Annotated in this window: 21 protein-coding genes and 1 pseudogene; 17 read left to right on the top strand and 5 right to left on the bottom strand. The window is 32.0% G+C overall.

The window, feature by feature from the left end; genetic code table 11:
* Positions 1–5: 5 nt before the first annotated feature.
* Together DM800_RS27410 and DM800_RS27405 are read left to right on the top strand one after the other, a co-directional pair.
* Positions 6–821, top strand: coding sequence for an Imm26 family immunity protein (locus DM800_RS27410; RefSeq protein ID WP_106383287.1), 816 nt, complete (start codon positions 6–8; stop codon positions 819–821).
* Positions 822–957: 136 nt separating this feature from the next.
* On the top strand, positions 958–1,821 hold the full coding sequence (locus DM800_RS27405) for an MBL fold metallo-hydrolase (protein WP_147788048.1): 864 nt from the start codon (positions 958–960) through the stop codon (positions 1,819–1,821).
* 166 nt (positions 1,822–1,987) lie between these two features.
* Here the strand turns inward: DM800_RS27405 and DM800_RS27400 are convergent, their stop codons facing one another.
* Positions 1,988–2,929, bottom strand: a complete 942-nt coding sequence (locus DM800_RS27400) for a nucleoside hydrolase (RefSeq protein ID WP_147788047.1) — start codon at positions 2,927–2,929, stop codon at positions 1,988–1,990.
* A gap of 33 nt (positions 2,930–2,962) precedes the next feature.
* Entirely contained in the window at positions 2,963–3,565 is a 603-nt protein-coding gene (locus DM800_RS27395) for a DUF2441 domain-containing protein (protein WP_147788046.1), read from the bottom strand.
* 212 nt (positions 3,566–3,777) lie between these two features.
* Here DM800_RS27395 and DM800_RS27390 point away from each other — a divergent pair, with 212 nt between their 5' ends.
* The 6 genes from DM800_RS27390 to DM800_RS27365 all read left to right on the top strand — a co-directional run bounded on the left by DM800_RS27390 (position 3,778) and on the right by DM800_RS27365 (position 7,798).
* Complete coding sequence (locus tag DM800_RS27390) at positions 3,778–4,263, top strand: DUF2798 domain-containing protein (protein ID WP_147788045.1); 486 nt, start codon at positions 3,778–3,780, stop codon at positions 4,261–4,263.
* 178 nt (positions 4,264–4,441) lie between these two features.
* Entirely contained in the window at positions 4,442–4,867 is a 426-nt protein-coding gene (locus tag DM800_RS27385; RefSeq protein ID WP_147788044.1) for a DMT family transporter, read from the top strand.
* A 13-nt stretch (positions 4,868–4,880) separates the two neighbouring features.
* The gene (locus tag DM800_RS27380) at positions 4,881–5,579 is read left to right on the top strand and encodes a Crp/Fnr family transcriptional regulator (RefSeq protein ID WP_370512879.1); all 699 of its coding nucleotides are present in this window, start codon (positions 4,881–4,883) and stop codon (positions 5,577–5,579) included.
* 19 nt (positions 5,580–5,598) lie between these two features.
* On the top strand, positions 5,599–6,069 hold the full coding sequence (locus tag DM800_RS27375; protein WP_147788042.1) for a DMT family transporter: 471 nt from the start codon (positions 5,599–5,601) through the stop codon (positions 6,067–6,069).
* 601 nt (positions 6,070–6,670) lie between these two features.
* Entirely contained in the window at positions 6,671–7,078 is a 408-nt protein-coding gene (locus tag DM800_RS27370; RefSeq protein WP_147788041.1) for a GNAT family N-acetyltransferase, read from the top strand.
* Positions 7,079–7,144: 66 nt separating this feature from the next.
* Positions 7,145–7,798 (top strand): MBL fold metallo-hydrolase, encoded by a 654-nt coding sequence (locus DM800_RS27365; RefSeq protein ID WP_147788040.1) that lies wholly within the window; start codon positions 7,145–7,147, stop codon positions 7,796–7,798.
* A gap of 123 nt (positions 7,799–7,921) precedes the next feature.
* On the opposite strand, the gene DM800_RS27360 is transcribed toward DM800_RS27365, so the two are convergent.
* The gene (locus tag DM800_RS27360; protein WP_147788080.1) at positions 7,922–8,545 is read right to left on the bottom strand and encodes a TetR/AcrR family transcriptional regulator; all 624 of its coding nucleotides are present in this window, start codon (positions 8,543–8,545) and stop codon (positions 7,922–7,924) included.
* Positions 8,546–8,661: 116 nt separating this feature from the next.
* Between DM800_RS27360 and DM800_RS27355 the strand changes: the two genes are divergently transcribed.
* Positions 8,662–10,893 carry an MMPL family transporter gene (locus DM800_RS27355; RefSeq protein ID WP_147788039.1) on the top strand — a complete coding sequence of 744 codons (2,232 nt, stop codon included), beginning with the start codon at positions 8,662–8,664 and terminating at the stop codon, positions 10,891–10,893.
* Positions 10,894–10,940: 47 nt separating this feature from the next.
* Here DM800_RS27355 and DM800_RS27350 read toward each other — a convergent pair whose 3' ends face one another.
* The gene (locus DM800_RS27350) at positions 10,941–11,123 is read right to left on the bottom strand and encodes a DUF4021 family protein (RefSeq protein WP_088081732.1); all 183 of its coding nucleotides are present in this window, start codon (positions 11,121–11,123) and stop codon (positions 10,941–10,943) included.
* A gap of 287 nt (positions 11,124–11,410) precedes the next feature.
* On the opposite strand from DM800_RS27350, the gene DM800_RS27345 reads away from it, so the two are divergent.
* The 3 genes from DM800_RS27345 (at position 11,411) to DM800_RS27335 (ending at position 13,582) form a co-directional block, all read left to right on the top strand.
* On the top strand, positions 11,411–11,938 hold the full coding sequence (locus DM800_RS27345; protein WP_098191264.1) for a GNAT family N-acetyltransferase: 528 nt from the start codon (positions 11,411–11,413) through the stop codon (positions 11,936–11,938).
* Positions 11,939–11,990: 52 nt separating this feature from the next.
* A complete protein-coding gene (locus DM800_RS27340; RefSeq protein WP_147788038.1) occupies positions 11,991–12,917 on the top strand; it encodes a GNAT family N-acetyltransferase in 927 nt (308 codons plus the stop codon).
* A 152-nt stretch (positions 12,918–13,069) separates the two neighbouring features.
* The gene (locus DM800_RS27335) at positions 13,070–13,582 is read left to right on the top strand and encodes a GNAT family N-acetyltransferase (RefSeq protein ID WP_088063334.1); all 513 of its coding nucleotides are present in this window, start codon (positions 13,070–13,072) and stop codon (positions 13,580–13,582) included.
* A gap of 39 nt (positions 13,583–13,621) precedes the next feature.
* Here the strand turns inward: DM800_RS27335 and DM800_RS27330 are convergent, their stop codons facing one another.
* Entirely contained in the window at positions 13,622–14,509 is an 888-nt protein-coding gene (locus DM800_RS27330; protein WP_147788037.1) for a DMT family transporter, read from the bottom strand.
* 171 nt (positions 14,510–14,680) lie between these two features.
* Between DM800_RS27330 and DM800_RS27325 the strand changes: the two genes are divergently transcribed.
* The 5 genes and pseudogenes from DM800_RS27325 (at position 14,681) to DM800_RS27305 (ending at position 18,824) form a co-directional block, all read left to right on the top strand.
* Entirely contained in the window at positions 14,681–15,241 is a 561-nt protein-coding gene (locus tag DM800_RS27325; RefSeq protein ID WP_000581036.1) for a helix-turn-helix domain-containing protein, read from the top strand.
* Positions 15,242–15,275: 34 nt separating this feature from the next.
* A pseudogene (locus DM800_RS27320) lies at positions 15,276–16,203 on the top strand (hypothetical protein).
* A gap of 166 nt (positions 16,204–16,369) precedes the next feature.
* Complete coding sequence (locus DM800_RS27315; protein WP_000424361.1) at positions 16,370–16,519, top strand: aspartyl-phosphate phosphatase Spo0E family protein; 150 nt, start codon at positions 16,370–16,372, stop codon at positions 16,517–16,519.
* 115 nt (positions 16,520–16,634) lie between these two features.
* The gene (locus DM800_RS27310) at positions 16,635–17,363 is read left to right on the top strand and encodes an alpha/beta fold hydrolase (RefSeq protein WP_147788036.1); all 729 of its coding nucleotides are present in this window, start codon (positions 16,635–16,637) and stop codon (positions 17,361–17,363) included.
* Positions 17,364–17,423: 60 nt separating this feature from the next.
* Positions 17,424–18,824 carry a protoporphyrinogen oxidase gene (locus DM800_RS27305; RefSeq protein ID WP_147788035.1) on the top strand — a complete coding sequence of 467 codons (1,401 nt, stop codon included), beginning with the start codon at positions 17,424–17,426 and terminating at the stop codon, positions 18,822–18,824.
* The last annotated feature ends 48 nt before the right edge of the window (positions 18,825–18,872 follow it).

Genomic DNA, 18,872 nt, shown 5'->3' with positions numbered 1-18,872 from the left:
TATACATGATTGTCTCATTAGGTAAAATAGATATTTTTCTTCCAGATGCTACAACCTCATACTTTTTTATTACGGAGGACTTGGCAGAGATATTAAAAGTTGAAACAAACTATGATGCATTAAAACAGTTTCGTAAAATACTTAGAAACGAAATAGAAAAAGATTTATACAAGCGTATTGATTTTAGTCAAGATTCTAGTGAGGTAGTAATTCGTACAACGAATGCATTTACTATACTTAAGATTGCTGTAATTATTAATGGATTAATAAATGAAACGATTTCAGAAGTAGAAATTACAGAAGCAGGACACAAACTCCTTTCTCACAAACGTCCTAAAAAGCAAAAGTGGAAAGCGGGAGACATATTTTTACTGAATCTTAGAGATGATACATATGTATTTGGGCAGGTATTACGGAAGTCATATGGTAGTCCGGTTTGTGGATTATTTAATTTGAATACTGAGACTATCCCAGCTGTAGAAAAGATTTCAAATCATCCTTTTATCTCTATACTAACATTGCTTTCAAGTTCATTAGACAAGGGTGATTGGAAGGTAGTAGGGAATATAGATATTAGGATTAATATAGACGAAATTCCTTGGCAACATAGCGGACTTGGTGTTGCTGGCTCGATGAGTTATAGTGATGGTACTCTTCTTGAGTTAGCAAATGCATATTATGGACTTATACCTTGGAATGTATATTATAAAGAAGATTATTTTGATGAAATTTTATTATCTCCATTCAAACGTCCTAACATTGCAAAAATGTTATCACCAATAGAAAGAGAACATTATAGAAACGAAAAAAATTGGAACTAAAACGATAATCTATTCTGTCCTTTGATAATTATCCCGTTTTTCGCTGGATAAAGATTTCAATAACACTAGCTATAATCTATCAAGTGGCATACATATATTTGTTTAAACTGATTATTAATAAATGGAGGAGCTAATTATGCAGCAAATTAAAAAAATAGGAAACTCATTTTGGTATATGACACCTGTTTCTGAAACAGATAGACCTATATTAGGAATGGTCGTTGGACAAGAAAAAAATTTAATGATTGATGCAGGGAATTCAGAAGAACATGCACAATTATTTTTAGAAATGCTAAAAGAACAGAATGTATCAAGTCCTGATTTCGTAGCATTAACGCATTGGCACTGGGATCATATTTTTGGGTTGCCTGTACTACAAGATGCATTAACTATTGCGCATGCAGAAACGAAGAAAGAAATGCAGCCACTAGTATCTTATGAATGGACAGATGAAGCGTTGGACGCACGCGTAAAAGATGGTACTGAAATTGCATTTTGTGCAGATTGTATTAAAAAAGAGTTTGAAGAAAAAGCGAGAAATATTAAAATTATTCCTCCGACCTTAACGTTCCAGGATCAAATTGAATTAGACCTTGGTGAAGTGACATGCGTGTTAAAACATGTCGGCGGAGATCATGCACATGATTCAGTTGTTATTTACGTGAAAGAAGAAAAGATTTTATTTTTAGGAGACTGTATATATGCAGATATCTTTTCTTCAAAATGGAACTATACGACGAAACGAACGTTCAAATTAATCGAAGAATTGGAGTCATTTGATGCTGAAACTTATATTCTTTCTCATGGGACAGCTATAAGTCGGGATGAGTTTTTACAAGAAATGCATTTGTTAAAAACAGTAGGAACTTATACAGAAATTCATAAAGGCGATGAAGAAAACATAAAGGAAGCGTATAAACGAGACGTAAATAGAGAATTAAATGAAGATGAATTAGAAACAATTACGTTTTTTGTAAATGGTTATGAAATGAATAATTAGTAAGACACTACACTAATCAAATATAATTAAACTGCATAAAAAGAGTATTGAAAGTTAATTCAATACTCTTTTCAATAGTTAAATATGTAGTTTCAAACAAATTCTAAATATGGGGTTTATCGTCTGAAATAATGCCATTCTATTTATTTTTCATATAGATAGTGGTTCAAGTGGAAGCTTTCTTCGCTAATTCAGTTATATAGTTAAAAAATCCATTGTGGTTTACATCATATACTACATTTACAGGTCGTCCAGCAACAGTTTCCACCGTACGCCCCTGGCTAGGTCCATATGTATGAACAATACTATTAATCGTTTGTGATTTTGCAAGGCTAGTGTTTCCGACAAACGCAGCAGTTAATACATCCCACAAATAGTAAGTTGAGTTCGTTGAGAAGTGAACGAGAGGAGGTACCATTGCATAGCATTGACCAAGAAAATCAACACCAATATATTTACGCTCTTTTGCCCAACTTTCACGTATGTCTATAGTTAATGGAACTTGGTTTGTACTTTCTAGCGTTACTAAGTCGATTTTAATTTTTGATTCCCACACACGAGCTACTGCTTCAGGATCCCAAAACGAATTCCACTCAGCCGTTCCATCATGTTCTGGTTCATGTACATTGCCGGCAGTACGAAATGTTCCTCCCATCCAAACAAGGCGCTCAATTTTCCCCTCGATTACAGGTGCTTCATATAGTGCACGCGCTAAATCGGTAAGAGGCCCTGTAAATAATAAAGTTGTTTTCTCTTCAGTTTGTAGTAGAGTTTCAATTAAATGATGATGTGCAGGTTTTTCTGCTACGGGTGTTACAACTTTTCCAGACTCATTTAAAATGGGTAAAGCATCTACATAAAATGCATGCATCCGCCAATCTTTTGGAAATGGGTTTTTTGCACGGGAATTTGATGCAGCTACTTCAATATTTCCTTTGCCGAAGCGATCAATAATTTTGCGACTTGCAGACATTGCTGGTTCTAAATAGCAATCTGCAGGGATAACTGAAACACCTGTAAGCTTGACATTATCCATCTGGAGTAATAAAAATAGTGAAATTAAATCATCTACACCACCATCATGATTGAAGTACACTTTTTCCCTCATTGTAATCCCCATCCTATATGATTTAGTAAGGAATTAAATATGAATTGTGGAAAAATCATCAATGATTTCCACCACTTCACTTTTTCCGTTTATTAGTAATTCCGGAAGTTCATTATTTACAGTTCCTTTCCAATACTCTCTTGCTTGTTCAATTTTTTGAGAGAAAGGAATACCATCTTCTTTCGGTAAAAGATTTCCGTCACCTTCAAAACAATTTCCAATTACTCGTAGTTTAACAATCTGCAAAACTTCTCGATTGTAAGAATCAAATAATGCTTTCCATTTTAAAGCATCTTCATAGCTCTTTGCAGCATATAAACAAGATATTCTTGAAGGGTATTCAGGGAATTCTTGTAGTCTTACCATTTCTACAATCGTTTCTCTAACGGCTCTAATTGTTTGATCCATATAATTCATAACTACTTTAGCATTTTCATTATTTATATGTAATTCTTCATTTGTATAATGTTCTTTTAAAATTTGCATGGGATCTTCACCGTTAGAATTCAAATGTTCCCTTTCAAAAAAGAAATGAAAGAGGGTATTCGTTTGATTTTTATCGAAATGAATGATTTGTCCAATATTCATTTTTTCCCTTGTAACGATGTGGTATACGTAAAATTCTATGTCATTCATGGTTATCCTCCTAGTAGTAATGTATTTTAATGTTAAATTTAGTAATTCAACATTGAAATATATAAAACCTTTATAAGTAAGAGTGAGAATTTGATCAGAAAGTATAGTGAATATATGATAACGCTTTAAATTTGTTCACAAAATGTTCACTTACGAAGAGGTTTCCATAATCGATATAATGACAATGACTTAAACAGAAAGGATGATAGAAATTGCCAACAACAAGAAAGGAAAACCTCCAATTTGGTATGATGATGTGCCTTGGGATGGTTATTGTAATGACGTTTTATAATTTATTACTGAATGGAGCAGGAGGGCCAATTCATATTAAGGAGATCGCATTAGAACTAATAATTGGATTCATTATTGCATTATTAATTGAAATATGTATCGTTGGACCTTGTGCGAAAAAACTTGTATTCATGTTACCGTTTGATAAATCGAAGAAAATAAATATTATAGTTGCGATGGCGACAGCTATGGTAATCGGAATGGTTTTCTTTATGTCTTTTTACGGAATGGCTATGATGTATTTACATGGTGGATTACAAGGAAACTCATTTGTATCGATGTATTTTTCAATTTTCATTAAAAATTTCATTTTGGCGTATCCATTACAATTAATTATTATGGGGCCACTTGTGCGCTTCTTATTTGGAAAGTTTGTTATGAAGAATAAACCTGTTAATATAGCGTAGTTATAATTATTAAAATATTATATAACGATAAAGTAAAAAACACATCTCAAATATTTTGAGTTGTGTTTTTTATTGTTCATTTGTAGCTATTTTCATACTGATGTGACATTTGTCCTTTTGCTTTTATAGGATTATAGCGTTTAATTAAGTCAGAAATAGAAGGTTAGGAGATGATTTTTTGAAAGGTATTGTATTTGCTGTATTTGCTGGCGTATTTATTACACTTCAAGGCACATTTAATGCGAAACTTAGTTCACATATCGGTATATGGTCGACAAGTATTATTACGCATTTAATTGGATTCATTATTGCAACAACAATATTATTGTTAAAGAAAGAAGAGAAAATAGCGGATTTGAAGGATGTGAAAAAAATATATTTAGTAGCTGGTGCACTCGGTGGGTTAATCATTTGTGCAGAAACAGTAGCGATACATGCAATGGGAGTTACATTAACAGCGGGAACACTTATGGTTGCTCAATTATTAACAGCAACTCTTATTGAGATGAAAGGATTATTTCAAATAAAAAAGATACAGATGGAGAGATATCATATTGTGGGAACAATAGTAATGATTATAGGTATTGTTGTATTTAATATGTAAATGAAAGGAGGAAATGAAAGTGGGGAATAGATCAGAGTTAATTATCCATTATTTGAAAACTAATAAAATGCTTGAAATTTTTTCAGAAATAGATACAGCTTATTTGCAAGTAAATCATTTTGAAAAAGGCGAGCTTATTTGCAATATAGATGACGCAATGGATCGTTTATATTTTGTTGTTAAAGGTAAAGTAAAAGTTTATACGATTACACCAGAGGGAAAGAAACTGATCCTTCGTTTTATCAATCCATTGGCAGTTGTTGGTGATATTGAATTAATACAAAATAGCAAAGCGCATAATGTCGTTGAAGCTTGTTCAGATGTTATAGCCATCTCTATTTCTCATGCTGTAATTAGAAATAAGTTATTACATGATCCTATATTTATGAACTTCTTGCTTGAAAACATTGCAAACACATTAAAAATATCGACTCGTTTTACAGCACTTAATTTACTTTATCCAGTAGAAGTACGTGTAGCTAGTTATTTACTTTCTATTTCTACTGATAGTAACGGGAATATGTATAAAAAAGATTTGGATGCAACTTCGATATCAAGTATTGCGGATTTTATAGGAGTAAGTTATCGGCACGTAATTCGGGTGTTACAAAAATTTTATAAAGAAAAATTAATTGAAAAGAGAAATGGAGTTATTGTAATTAAAGACTTTTTTAAAATGAAGGAAGTTGCTAAAGATAATATTTATGAGTAATGAAAGGGAGAGGAAGATTTTGATTGGATTTAGTTTAGCTATATTAGCAGGAATATTAATTAGCTTACAATCTGTTTTTAATACGAAAGTGAATGAAAATGTAGGGCAGTGGTTAACAACTACATGTGTTCTTGGAATAGGCCTTATAAGTTCAGTGCTATTTTATATCATTACAGAGAAAAGTATAAGCGTTAATTTTTACACTACAAATTATTTGTTTTATGTAAGTGGGTTGTTTGGTATCGGATTAATTATTTGTATAATGGGTGCAATAAAGAGCTTAGGTCCAGCATATACGGTGCTCATTAGTCTAATAACTCAATTAGTAGTTGCGTTATGCATTGATATATTTGGATTATTTGGAATGGAGAGCATTCCATTACAAATAAATAAATTAGTTGGTATAGGTCTATTAATTATAGGGATAGGAATTTTTAAAAATCTTTTTTCGAATAAGAAATCTATTAAAATAACTGAGGATGAGATTTAAAGAATATAAAGGAAAGGTGTTAATGATCTGATTAAATATTTATGTAGTAGAGAATGCCTTACTTATATGCCCTGTTTGTAAAGGTTTTATATCTATTCAATAAAAAACATGAGTTAGCAATTAGCATAGTTGAAAAGAAGACATCGATATGTCGAGGTCTTCTTTATTTATATTGTTTTGAGGTTATATGAACTTAAGTATTGGAGTATAAGAAGTCGCTTTAGGCAAGAAGAATATGACCAAAAATAAAATATTACTAAACATATATAACTAACGCATGCAATGTCTTTTTCAGTTATTATGTTGTAAATAATTTTATGTTAAAATCTTTTACATAATGAAATAAAGGGGTAGTATTCTATGGGTTATTTCTCAAATAGTTTATTAGTTTTGTTTGTTCTTATCGTCTGTAGTTGTATGATTTTTGGTTGATAAAATAATGATAGATTTATATAAAAGAAGTTAACTGATGTGAGGTTAACTTCTTTTTATTTTATGTTGAGAAGGAGTTATTTTGTTCTTATGGAAGTTTGTTAAAGGTAATTTCATATTAGGGTAATTTTATGAAATACAAACAAACGATAGGATAAGGAGTATTTACATGAATAATAGTATAAATTACACAATTGAACACCCAACAGATTTCAATGGATTATTAGCGTTATATGAATCTTTAGGATGGAATTCTCTTAAATTAACGCTCAATGAATTGGAACAAATGTGTAAACAAAGTTGGTATGCAATTTATGCTTTTGATGATAAGAAATTAGTAGGGATGGGGCGTATTATATCAGATGGTGTAATAACAGGCGTTATTTGTGGTATATGTGTATTGCAAGATTATCAGTCCATTGGTATTGGAAAAGAAATCGTAGAACGATTAATCCAGCACTGTGAACTAAATAAGGTTATTCCTCAACTTATGTGTGTGGGAAAATTGCAATCCTATTATGAATCTAAAGGGTTTGAGGCATTCTCTATTGGGATGACAAAACCTATTAAAAGATAGTGTGGCTTTATATTTCCGATGTACTTGTGCATATTTTCAAACTTCATCATAAAGGAGACTGACTATATGGAGATTGCTAAAGGGGTAGAAATGTTACAACTTGAGTTTCAAGAATTTATTATTCACCCAATTCTTTTATGGGATGATGAAATGGCAGTGTTAATAGATACTGGTTTCCCTGGACAATTTGAAGATATACAAATAGAGATGGAGAGAGTTGGAGTATCTTTTGATAAGCTAAAAGTTGTGATTTTGACACATCAGGATATAGATCATATAGGTAGCCTTCCTGATTTATTGGAGAATGGTGTAAGTGATATTAAAGTTTATGCGCACGAGCTAGATAAACCTTATATTGAAGGGGAGTTTCCTTTACTGAAGGATGAACAAGTAAAGAATCCACCAAAAGGAAAAGTGAGTGATATTGTGATTGATGGGCAAGAACTTCCGTATTGCGGTGGGATACTAATTCTATATACCCCAGGACACACTCCAGGTCATATTAGTTTATATTTGAAACAAAGTAAAACCCTTATTGCAGGAGATTCTATGTATAGTGTGAATGGACAGTTAGGAGGAATTCACGTCCCAACAACTTTAAATGTTAAGGAAGCACAGCAGTCTTTGAAGAGGTATTCAAATCTTGATATTGAATCGGTAGTTTGTTACCATGGGGGATTAAGTAAGGAGAATATAAAGATTCAAATTCAAAATTTGTAAAAGTTGAAGAGGAATTTTTTATTAAACTGAGCTGAAGTATAATCTAATTAATAGTAAATAAATAAAAGAGCATGTTTGAAAAAATTCAAACATGCTCTTTTATTCAAGAAAATCTATTTAATATTAATGACCTAACCCGTTCCAATAAAAAGAAACGATTTCTTTTGCTAAGTTATCTATATTTGAAGGAATATCATTATGGTTCTCATCCTTAAAATTTCCCATTGATAATAAAGAAACGAAAGCGTAAGCAGCAAATGTAGCATTTCCTTTTGGGATTTCTCCAATTTGCATTGCGTTATCGAGTGCTTTTTCTAATACTTCATACATGTTGTCTTCAGCGTCTTTTAATTCTTTCAATTGTTCTTCAGATAATGATAGTTTTGCATCTTTCATAAAATTCTTCATATCAATATCCATCGTTGCGTGTAAGTAGACTTTAGCGAAGTCCAATAATCTTTCTTTTAAAGTCTTATTTGTAGAAAGGATTTGAGACATATTCTCGCGTATACGTATCATCATTTGAATCATAGTAGCGGTAAATAAATCTGCTTTTGTTGAATAGTAATAGTAGACGGTTGCTTTCGTAACACCACAAACTTTTGCGACTTCATCCATGGAAACGACTTGATAATTTTGAGTAAGAAATAGCCGAGTTGCCACTTCCAAAATGGTTTCTTTTGTAGATTTTGTATTTTTATTTTGACGAGGCCTTCCGAGAGGACGTTGTTTTTGTTCCAAATCTATTCGCTCCTGACATGTATTGTTGAGATAATTATAACACAAAGTTTTATTCATTCTTGATTAATTAACCGACCGGTATATATAATTAATAGTGGAAGAGAAAAGGAAGGTGGGTTTTTATGAAAAAGCACCCGTTACATATGTTAGGGAGGCTTGTAGCAGGGAAGCATACACAATGGATAACTTTATCAGTATGGATTCTTATTACATTATTACTTTCATTTACGTTACCACAAGTAAATAGTACAAAAGAACCGAATCCGAAAAATTTACCTGAAACAGCTATGTCGCAGCAAGCGGAAGCACTTATGAAAAAAGAGTTTCCGAATAATGCAGGGAATCCTTTATTAGTAGTATGGTATAGAGATGGTGGATTACAGTCACAGGATTATAAACTCATACAAGACGTTTATAAAGAATTAAAGGCCAGTCCTTTAAAAGAACAATCAACGTTACCACCATTTGATACAATACCAGAACAAGTATTATCAAAAAGCGCATCAAAAGATGGTACATCATTTGTCACACCGGTATTCTTTAATAAATCTGCCGGAACAGATATATTAAAAGGAAATCTTGAAGATTTAAGAAAGATAGTAAATAGTAAGGTGAAGGAAGATCCATTTAAACAAAAAATAAGTGAATCTGGTTTACATGTTCGATTATCTGGACCTGTAGGTATTCAAACTGATGCGGTTAGCTTATTTAGTCAAGCTGATGTGAAGCTGTTAGTTGCTACTGTACTACTCGTATTAGTCTTATTAATTTTACTGTATCGTTCACCAATTTTGGCAATTTTACCTTTACTTGTTGTGGGCTTTGCATACGGTATTATTAGTCCTACACTCGGTTTTTTAGCTGATCACGGATGGATTAAAGTAGATGCCCAAGCGATATCCATTATGACAGTATTATTGTTTGGTGCTGGAACGGACTATTGTTTATTTTTAATTTCGAGATATAGAGAGTACTTGTTAGAGGAAGAAAGTAAATATAAAGCATTGCAACGTGCAATTAAAGCTTCTGGCGGAGCAATTATAATGAGTGCGTTAACTGTTGTACTTGGATTAGGAACATTATTACTCGCTCATTACGGTGCCTTTCATCGATTTGCGGTACCATTTAGTGTTGCTGTATTCATAATGGGAATTGCTGCTTTAACAATTTTACCAGCGTTATTATTAATTTTCGGTAGAACTGCATTCTTCCCATTTATACCGAGAACAACTTCAATGAATGAGGAATGGGTTAGAAAGAAAAAGAAAGTTGTAAAAGTTAAAAAATCAAAAGGTGCCTTTAGTGAAAAACTTGGAGATGTTGTAGTACGAAGACCGTGGACAATAATTATGCTCACTGTATTTGTTTTAGGTGGATTGGCTTCATTTGTACCACGTATTCAATACACATATGACTTATTAGAATCGTTTCCAAAAGATATGCCTTCACGTGAAGGGTTTACGTTAATTAGTGATCATTTTTCAGCTGGAGAACTAGCACCAGTAAAAGTTGTTGTTGATACGAAAGGAAAAGAGCTTCCTATTAAAGAAGAACTAGAGGGATTTTCTTTTGTAAATACAGTAAAAGACCCAAAAGAGGGTAAAGAAAATAAGCAAATACAAATGTATGAGGTTTCTTTAGCTGAAAATCCATACTCAATTGAAGCGTTAGATCAAATCCCTAAATTGAAAAGTAGTGTAGAAAAAGTATTAAAAGATGCTGGGATTAGTAATGCAGAAGATCAACTATGGATTGGCGGAGAAACAGCATCATTATATGATACAAAGCAAATTACGGAACGTGATGAAGCAGTTATCATTCCAGTAATGATTAGTATTATAGCTTTATTATTACTTGTTTACTTACGATCAATTGTCGCGATGATTTATTTAATTGTAACTGTTGTATTATCGTTCTTCTCGGCACTAGGAGCAGGGTGGCTATTGCTTCATTATGGTATGGGAGCGCCGGCCATTCAAGGTGCGATACCGTTGTATGCATTCGTATTTCTAGTTGCTTTAGGTGAAGATTATAATATCTTTATGGTTTCAGAAATATGGAAAAACAGAAAGACACAAAATCACTTGGATGCTATAAAAAATGGCGTTATACAAACAGGTAGTGTCATTACATCCGCAGGTTTAATTTTAGCAGGAACTTTTGCAGTGTTAGGTACACTTCCAATTCAAGTTCTTGTTCAATTTGGTATTGTAACTGCAATTGGTGTACTACTAGATACATTTATTGTTAGACCATTACTTGTACCAGCAATTACAGTTGTTCTAGGTCGCTTTGCTTTTTGGCCAGGAAAGCTTTCAAGAAAGAGTGAAGAAGTACAAAAGGTGGATGCATAGTTAAGAAAGCCAAGGATATTTTCCTTGGCTTTCTTCTATGTATTTTATTAATTTTTTGAAGTCAAATCATCAGTTACAGCATGATCAGCATCTTCAATAGCAGTTTCTGGCATTCCATATAAGCCGTTCATTGCTTGTTCTTCGATATTAAGATTTGCAGTATTATCATTTTGAATAGGTGTAGCGTTTTCGGTAACATTTTCTTTTTTATTTACATTTTTATTATTCATGTAGGCATCCTCCAAATTTCATTTGATTTATGTATAGTATGTGGTTGTATTTCTAGAAATATGTAAATGGATATTTTGTAGATGTAATATGTAAAATAAAAACCTTAAACGACAAGGAATAGAAGTTAAGATAAAAACCAGGAAGTTAGCCTTCAAAAATAAAAATAAGTATTTGTGGAAAATATAGGTTCATTTGTAGTTTAATAGTAAATAGATATGAAAGTTTTAATTTTCTTTATTTTATAACTGATGAAGAGTTCAAATATTTTAGTAGGGGGCGGAATAAGGTGAATTTCGTGAGCATTGAAAAAGATGAGATCCTAATTCGTAATATAGCAAAATTGTATTGTAGAGCATTTGAGAAAACAAGTTTCAATGAAATGATCGAACGAATAAATAGGCATATAGAATATACAGGTTTTAAAGGTATAGTAGCAATGAATGAGGTAAATGAAGTCGTTGGTTTTACTTATGGTTATCGCTCATTAGAAGGTCAGTACTATAATCAATTAATGAGAAAATCATTAAATTTTGGACAAGTAGAGCAATGGTTAGAAGATTGTTTTGAATTTGTAGAGTTAGCAGTTCACCCGCAATACCGAAATGACGGACTTGGAACAACATTACATAATGAGTTATTAGAAGGTATTTCAAATAGAACGAGTATTTTAACAACACAAATAAACAATAAAAAGGCACGTTCTTTATATGAAAGATTAGATTGGGTTGATGTATTAGAGCCATTTCATCCAAGTAAAAATGATGTTCCATATGTAATAATGGGAAAAAATTTAAAAATGAAAGTAAATGGATAACTATTTCGTTCACAAAAGTTAATGGTTTGTAACAATGAAGGAGAAAACAAAAATGATAATAATATCTATAGAAAAAGCTACAATTTTAGATGCTGAAAAGTTAACAGAAATAATGACAAGAACATTTGATGAAGAAGCAAAACGATGGCTATGCGGTCAAGGTGATGTCATTGACTATAACATCCAACCACCAGGCTATTCTTCAGTTGAAATGATGAGATATTCAATCGAAGAACTGGATTCTTTTAAGGTAATAGTGGATGACAAAATAATCGGAGGAATTATAGTTACGATTTCTGGTAAGTCATACGGTCGAATTGATCGTATTTTTGTAGATCCTGATTATCAAGGAAAAGGAATTGGATCACATGTTATTAAATCAATTGAAGTGGAATATCCAAGCATAAGGGTTTGGGATCTCGAAACATCCAGTAGACAACTTAATAATCATCATTTTTATGAAAAAATGGGCTATGAAATAATTTTTAAATCTGAAGATGAGTATTGTTATGTAAAAAGAATAACTGTAGAGTCAGCTAAAGAGAACCTGATTAAAAATAATGATATGAAAAATAGCCAATATGAAAACTGTAATCTAGCAAATACAGAGTATTATCAAGTGAATTTAAAAAACAGTTCCTTTGTTGGTAGCAATATGATGAATCTGAAGATGAGTAATTGTAATGTGAGTCAATCAAAGTTTAGAAATATAAATTTTAAAAGTTCTTTATATGCCGATTTAAATCTTTCCGGTAGTAAATTTTCTTTTGTGACTTTAGGTGGAGTTCATTTTAAAGATACAAACCTTGGAAAAGGTAAACATCCTATTTCATTTAATAGATGTGATTTGGAAGGTAGTGCGATAAGTAATAGTAATCTGAAAAATATGGAAATAGAAAATTGTGATATAACTGGTATGAAAATAAATGGTATTCCAATTGAAAATCTGCTGGAGTTATATAATAGAGTAAAAAGTTAACCAAATTGTAGATAAGGATAAGCTGTTCAAAAATTGGATGTTATACTGAAATGATTATGTAAAAATAACATAAAGAAATATAGAAGAGAAGGGGTTTCACCCAGGGGTCTAGAATGAATAATGTATTGTTATGAATATGGAGGGGAGAAAATATGGAGATCAAACTAAGAGCGGTAGAAATACAAGATGCTAGAGCAATTCATCGTATATGCATACAAGATGATGTATTACCTTATATGGTTTTCTTACCTAGTATGCGTGTAGATGCGATGGAAAATAGAATTCGTAATTTAGCGCCAAATCAATTTGAATTTGTTGCAGAGTATGATGGAAAAGTTGTTGGATTTGTTGGATTAACCCAAAGCCCAGGACGTAGATCTCATTCGGGGGATTTGTTTATGGGGGTAGATAGTGAATATCATAATAAAGGCATTGGGAAAACACTTCTTACAAAAATGCTTGATTTAGCTGATAATTGGTTAATGTTAGAGCGAGTAGAGCTTGGTGTTTTAGAAACGAATCCGAAAGCGAAATCGCTATATGAAAAGTTTGGATTTGTAGAAGAGGGAATAAAAGTAGGGAATTTGAAGGCTCACGGAAAGTTTATTAATGAAATTATGATGAGTCGTTTTAGACCTGATGGTTTAATTGTACATAATGAATAGTGAAAAGCATGACAAATTAATGTCATGCTTTTTTATTTGTTAGTTGTGATTCGGTAGTTTTGGTTGTAATAAGAATAATGCTAAACCAATAAAAATAAATGTAATGCCTAGCCCTTGTTGTAAAGAAATAGTCTCATTTAATATAAAGTACGCTAGTATACAAGTTCCAATCGTTTCTCCTAAAATACTCATAGAGATTACAGTAGCACTCATCCATTTTAATAACCAATTAAAAACTGTTTGCCCTAAAATTGTAGCAATAAATGCTAAGCCGATAAAACACAACCAAGTTTGTGTAGAGTAATGGATGAAAGATTCTTGCTGCATGTAGGAAAATATACCGAGAAAACAGGCGCTACTTCCATAACTAATTACCGAATACGGTATAAGTGATAAATCTTTACGAACATGTTGGCTAATGAAAAAGTAAGTGGTAATAATTCCGGCCGCAATAAAGGCTAAAATATCTCCGTATAATGCTTCTCCACTAATTTGGAAGTCTTGCCATCCGATGACGATACTTCCTGAAATAGCGATGAGGCAACCAATGACCGCTCCTTTCGTAAATCTCTCTTTAAATAGAAAGTAACCACCAATCATTGAAAATAAAGGTTGTAACGTTACGATAACTGTAGAACTCGCTACAGAAGTATATTGTAATGATTCAAACCATAGTACATAATGTGCAGCTAAAAATAGCCCGGATATGAATCCGAATCCCCATTGTCTTCTTGTTACTGTTTTTAGCTCGTTTCGATTATTTTTATTAAATAGTAATAACGGTAATAGAATCAGTGCAGCAAAAAATAAACGGTAAAAAGCAATGATAGCTGCAGGAGCATCTGCCAATTTTACGAAAATTGCTGAAGTTGATAGGGCGAATACGCCGAAAAATAAGATGCAATATGAAAGAATAGGTGATTTCACAGTTTGTCCCTCCGATAGTTCGTTTATTATAATGAACTAAATACGATATAATGTACAAAGGTAAGTATATAAGTCCTTAAGGCGATAGGAAAGGATTATTTGCCTTTGTTTACTATGTCAGCACAAAGACAACGAAACATGCAATATGATGAACGAAAGGAAGGTTTTACTATGATACATGATAGACTCGGACAAACTGTATTAAGTTATCGTAAGAAAAATAATATGACAATTCGTGAATTTGCTGATTATGCAGGAATTAGTACTTCACTAATTAGTCAAATTGAACGAGGATATGCGAATCCTTCTTTAAGTGTATTGGAATTAATTGCGAAAGCATTAAATGTACCGCTATTTACACTTTTTATTAATGAGATTGATACAGATTCACTCATTTCTAAGAAAAAAGATCGAAAAAAAGTGTATCGGGAGAACAATGATCACATTGTATATGATGTATTAACACCGGATTTTATGAAAGCACGAATTGAAATGTTAATAATGGATTTAAATAAACAAGCAAACACAACGGAAAGCCACTATTCACATGAAGATAAAGAAGAGATTGCTGTTGTTATGAAAGGAGAAGTGTATGTGGAGTTAGAAGGAAAAGAATATTTTTTAGAAGAAGGCGATGTTGTACGTATTCCACCAAATGTGAAACATCGCTTTTTGAATAAAAGTGATGAATCCAATCATATTTTATTTGTATTGACACCATCTTTAGGATGAGTATTAAGTGATTTTTATTACGAGGGAAAAATAGATGGAAAATAAAACGGTTTTAAGAGATGGTCTTTCAATTATTTCTCAGTGTAAAAAACAAACAAATGATATTTGGCATGCGCATTTCGGAGCAGCTGCAATTGCTAGTTATTTTTTTATGAAAGATAACAATATGGAAGAAGAGATAAATCGTAGTATGTATTCTCAAACAAAAATGATGTTGAACAATCAAAACTTAGGTGAAATCATCGATAGTAAAAAAGAAATTGATTTTCAAAGTGCTGAAAAACTGATTATAAAATCAATGGAGCATACAATTGATGAACTTCATTGGGTGGGGCATAATGTCATTTATGCTGCATTAAGTTTATTAGCTATGAAAGAGTTACAAAAATGGGGGAATAATCAAGCAATTGAAGGGATTACTAACCTTATATTATCGTTTCGAAAAACAATTCCTGGTAGATCGTGGATTGGTTTTACGACGAAGGAAGTAAAACAATTAAGTATAAACGATGAGATAGAAAGTGAATTCAAAAATCCGAAACAATTATCTAAGTTTATTTTAAAGGAGCTCTCGCAATTTAATATTATTTATAGAGCGGAAGCGCATCATGATTTAATTGGTCATTTGCTTACTTTTTCTCATGCAATTAATATTATGTATGATTTAGGGCATAGAGATATATTCCAACGAGGGATACGTCCACTGTTAAAACTAGTATACGTGTTACGTGCTAGTCAATATCTTATGCCGAATACTGAAATTAACTTGCACTCACCTATAGATCGTTTACCTTTAATTATTACCAACAGAAAATCAATTTTGGCTAAAAGACTATAGTGCGTTTGAATGGGATTTCGGGCATGTTTTTAAATTCTCATATAGTTATTTTGATCATATAAAGAGAGCTCCAGAATATAAAGATATTACATTAGAGAAATTCCGATTTGTTATTAATACATAATGAAGTCTAATGATCTGTATAAAGGGTTAAATTTAAAATTTTTTGTTGATAGTATATTATTTTTTTATTTGTAAGATTTTACATGCTTATTTTACTTTTACTAATTATGTAAATAGGCTATACTAAAATACATATATTTTAGTATTGGAGAGAGAAGTAAAACGACATGGAATTAGTGAAATTGGAAAAAGTCATTGAAATAAAGAAAGAAGAACTTTTATATTTAGTATCGGATTACGGAATTCAACATGAAAAAGTATTGGCATTAAGTCAAGAAATAGACAAATTGATTAATTACTTTATGTTTTTAAAATAAAAAGAACTATGGCATGATTTGAAAATGTTATAGTTCTTTTTTATTTGGAAATTCAGATGTATATTCTATATACTAATAACAGATAGAATATTCTGTTTTTGAAGGAGGGAGATATATGATATTACATACGCACATTTCAGGCGAAGGGGAACCAATTGTGCTTTTACACTCTGGTGGTATGACAGGTTTAGTAGAGTATGAAGAGCAGGTAACATTTTTTCGAGAAAAAAACTATCAAGTCATTCGTCCTGATTTAAGAGGACATGGAAGATCAGGGGGGACGTTGGAGAATTATTTCCTACGATCTGTAAAGGATTTACATGATACGTTAGTACATTTACAAATTGATAGATGTCATATAGCTGGTGTTTCACTAGGAGGATTAGTCGCTTTATTATTTGCAAAAAAATATCCAGATAAAGTGAGAACATTAACTTTTTCAGGTATTTTTCCGGTTAAGAGAGAAAATTGGGAAGAGTCTCAGGAGTATGAAGCAAAGTGTCATCAGGAATTGATGGAAAATAAAGAAGTTATAACGTATATGAATGAAATTCATGAGAAAAGTGATTGGAAAGCATTACTTGAATCGTGGCAAGTTAAAGATTGGTACCCATTTGATGAAACAGGTGATGTAGCTAATCTTCAAATACCTACACTTTGTATTGCTGGGGGAGATGCAGAAGATGAAGTTACAGCTACTACAACGTTCAAACAATTAAACGATAATATTCATATTGCTGTTATTCCGTTTGCTGGTCATTTAGTGCATAACGATCAACCAGAAATATATTCGAATATATTGTCTAATTTCTTACAGAATGCACAAGCTGCTAGTCGAATATAAGGACTTTTGGGTATAATAATAAAGGAATTATTAATTGTATCGGTTAGGAGCGCAGCACATATGAAAACAGTTGTTGTTATCGGTGGAGGTATAACGGGACTTTCTACTATGTTTTATTTAGAAAAATTAAAAAAGGATAATAATATCGATTTAAATTTAATCCTTGTAGAAAAAGAAGAGTACTTAGGTGGTAAAATCCATAGTGTAGAAGAAAAGGATTTTATTATGGAATCAGGAGCGGATTCTATCGTTGCTCGTAATGAACATGTTATGCCGCTTGTAAAAGATTTGAATTTAGAAGAAGAAATGGTATATAACGAAACGGGTATTTCTTACATACATTCTGATAATACTTTACACCCAATTCCATCTGACACTATATTTGGGATACCGATGAGTGTGGAGTCATTGTTTAGCAGTACGCTAGTATCAACGAAAGGGAAAATTGTTGCTTTAAAAGATTTTATAACGAAAAATAAAGAGTTTACAAAAGATACTTCACTTGCTGTATTTTTAGAAAGCTTTTTAGGGAAAGAGTTAGTGGAAAGACAAATTGCTCCGGTGCTTTCAGGAGTATATTCCGGTAAATTGAATGAACTTACTATGGCATCGACATTACCGTATTTACTGGATTATAAAAATAAATATGGAAGTATTATTAAAGGTTTTGAAGAGAATAAAAAACAGTTTCAATCAGCAGGAAACAAAAAGTTCGTATCATTTAAAGGTGGACTATCTACGATTATTGATCGTTTAGAAGAAATGCTGACTGAGACAGTCGTTAAGAAAGGCGCTGTAACGACTGCTGTAAGGAAACAAGGTGATCGCTATGAAATCTCCTTTGCAAATCATGAATCAATCCAAGCTGATTATGTTGTTTTAGCAGCTCCGCATGATATCGCAGAAACTTTATTACGGTCTAATGAGTTAAACGAGCAGTTTCATACATTTAAAAACTCATCTCTTATAAGTATTTACTTAGGATTTGATATACTTGATGAACAATTACCGGCGGACGGCACAGGATTTATCGTAACGGAAAACAGTGATTTACATTGTGATGCGTGTACATGGACAAGCCGGAAGTGGAAGCATACATCGGGAAAACAAAAGCTATTAGTAAGAATGTTTTATAAGAGTACAAATCCAGTATATGCAACGATTAAAAATTATAGTGAAGAAGAATTGGTACAAGTCGCTTTATATGATATTGAAAAGAGCCTGGGGATTAAAGGGAAACCAGAAGTAGTTGAAGTTACAAATTGGAAAGATTTAATGCCGAAATATCATTTAGAACATAATCAAGCTGTTCAAATATTACAAGAAAAAATGACGGATCTTTATCCTAATGTATACTTAGCTGGAGCTTCATATTACGGTGTCGGAATTGGTGCGTGTATTGGAAATGGGAAGAACACTGCAAATGAAATAATTGCAACATTAAATGAATCGTCAAACTAACATAGAATACATAAATAAATAAATAAATAAATAAATAAAACGTCCCTC

Origin of the sequence: Bacillus sp. AY18-3 (assembly GCF_008042305.1) — a bacterium.
In the GTDB taxonomy this organism is placed as follows: Bacteria; Bacillota; Bacilli; order Bacillales; family Bacillaceae_G; genus Bacillus_A; species Bacillus_A wiedmannii.
This window is presented reverse-complemented; position numbering and strand designations above follow the sequence as displayed.